Origin of the sequence: Microcystis sp. M49636_WE2 (assembly GCF_030065375.1) — a bacterium.
Taxonomy (GTDB): Bacteria; Cyanobacteriota; Cyanobacteriia; order Cyanobacteriales; family Microcystaceae; genus Microcystis; species Microcystis aeruginosa_C.
In genome coordinates this window covers 1-1,980 of the sequence record NZ_JASJFG010000466.1, presented here as the reverse complement: position 1 = coordinate 1,980, position 1,980 = coordinate 1, and the positions used below count along the sequence as shown (strand labels likewise).

Genomic DNA, 1,980 nt, shown 5'->3' with positions numbered 1-1,980 from the left:
ACTCTTATAGAGAAAGACATTTGGCGATTTTTGTCAATTGTTTTTGATCTAGAGCGAACTAATCAATTAAGTCTCTTGCCAGATAAGGATTTAGTCGATTTATGCTCCCCTATCGAACCATACCAAGTAACGAAGAGCCTTTTTTTTAAGCATACTTACTCTCCAGCTAATCGAAGAACATCATTGACAACTTTATCAGTTAGCCACATTCCTTGATGGCGTAACTTAGCAATAACGGGAGCAACAGAAGATAGATAGCCCTGCTGCTTCGCTTTAACTAAAACACCAAGCGTTCCTGAATATTTTAAGCGATATAAATTGGCAATACGTCGGGCTAATTGATCATCAAAAATCAGTAAACTACCTGGATTTTCTAATCCTAAAGCTAAGACCTCAGCTTCTCCTTGCCCTAAATCAATAATAGCCGGAATTAGACTGACTGATTTAACCAGAGTAATTGAAATCCATTCAATTGCCTGAATATTGGGAACATCAATTCCTTTATTTTTACCGATTGCTAATTCTTCGACCACTGCTGGAGGAGTCAGGATTTGAGAATACAAGCGTTGGAGCAATTCTAAATATCCCACTTGATGTAAGTACAGTAGAGGAGAGGTGTTGACAATGACTTGAGGATTAGGCATTGACAATATCTTGTTCCAATTGTTCAGTCGTTAAAGAAAAAGGGGAGACTTGATAACGCCCCAAAATAGTTAAAAATTCTACTCGTGACATTCCGGCTAATTGGGCTGCACGTCCTGAAGATAGTTTGTCAAGTTCAAAAAGTTTAACGGCTGCCAATATTTTTAATTCTCTTGATAGATTTTCAGGAGTTTCTTTGAGACTAATTAAGATTTCTTCAGGAATTTCAAGGGAAATAGTGCTCATTTTCTTTCTCTCTCAATAATTGTCTCTATTCTACACCAATAAAATTAGTCCTTCTCTGTGAGTAGAATCAGTAACGGGTTTCCCCTCTCCAGCCGACAGAATGAGCGGGTGCAGCCTATCTTGTCCTCAAGGGGTTGGAGACCAAGCCTCTAGGGCTTTATGGCAATATAATCGTGCTTAATTTGGGTTAGCCATCGAGTTGAGAGGTGGTCAAGGGAGAACACAAAGGCGAATCCGACATACCGCGCTACAATCCCTTACGGAAGACGATAGTTCGCCTGAGAAGGAGTAAAACAGGGGAAACTAATTGAGATTCCTTCCTTTGGGAGTCGTTGCTAGGGAGAGAAATATAAAGATTTATTAAATTGTAGCTTTTGATACTTTATTGGGGAGGGTAACGTGTATTGTTCTGTTGTCCGTCTTTGTTGTTGGGTTAGGCTGTTGCTTGAACTAGGCTGCAAGAGCGGCGATCGCACTCCGAACCTGAAAAAGTAAAACTACAACCTTACACCAACAAAAACACTACTCAGGAGTAAAAAATGAAAAATTGCACATTAGCTTTGGCTCTTGGGACTGCTGTAGTTACTACAGTTCTTAGCTTGGTTGCTGAATCCGCTCACGCTCTTACATTCCGGTTCGATGGGTTACGAACTGATGATGACTCATTCGATTTAATCCTAACCACTGAAGATACACTAATAACTGAGGTTCTTCGTTACTTGTTATGGTTCGATAGGGTGGCATAAATAAACTAAATCCTTATCTGGCAAGAGATTTAATTGATTAGTTCGCTCTAGATCAAAAACAATTGACAAAAATCGCCAAATGCCTTTCTCTATAAGAGTTTCATCCCTTATAACCTCCGTCCATTGCATAACACAAACCGAAGAACCTTATTTAGGGGCTGCTGAAAAAGTTTTTCGTGGGGGCAGGGTGTGGGGTGTGGGGTGTGGGGTGTGGGGTTTTACCCATTTTCAGGTGGTCAATTACCTAATTTTCAGGGAAAAAATCCCTAAATTTTCCCCCCAATCACTCCAATGGTAGGCACTTTTTCAGGGAAAAAAAGTCTAAAAGCCTTATCCAACAAGGTTT

General features: G+C 40.1%; 2 protein-coding genes and 1 pseudogene. 1 reads left to right on the top strand and 2 read right to left on the bottom strand.

The window, feature by feature from the left end; all coding sequences use genetic code 11:
• A pseudogene (locus PX484_RS11030) lies at positions 1-216 on the top strand (hypothetical protein); the annotation flags it as partial.
• Here PX484_RS11030 and PX484_RS11025 read toward each other — a convergent pair.
• Both PX484_RS11025 and PX484_RS11020 read right to left on the bottom strand, forming a co-directional pair.
• Positions 156-644, bottom strand: coding sequence for a PIN domain-containing protein (locus tag PX484_RS11025; RefSeq protein ID WP_287767643.1), 489 nt, complete (start codon positions 642-644; stop codon positions 156-158). The pseudogene PX484_RS11030 and the gene PX484_RS11025 sit on opposite strands and share 61 nt — an antisense overlap.
• The gene (locus PX484_RS11020) at positions 637-888 is read right to left on the bottom strand and encodes a UPF0175 family protein (RefSeq protein ID WP_002764591.1); all 252 of its coding nucleotides are present in this window, start codon (positions 886-888) and stop codon (positions 637-639) included. The genes PX484_RS11025 and PX484_RS11020 overlap by 8 nt, the downstream gene beginning before the upstream one ends.
• Between the last annotated feature and the right edge of the window lie 1,092 nt (positions 889-1,980).

Coding starts and splice junctions, on each gene's coding strand:
- PX484_RS11025 (WP_287767643.1), bottom strand. CDS start 644: ATGCCTAATCCTCAAGTCATTGTCAACACCTCTCCTCTACTGTACTTA.
- PX484_RS11020 (WP_002764591.1), bottom strand. CDS start 888: ATGAGCACTATTTCCCTTGAAATTCCTGAAGAAATCTTAATTAGTCTC.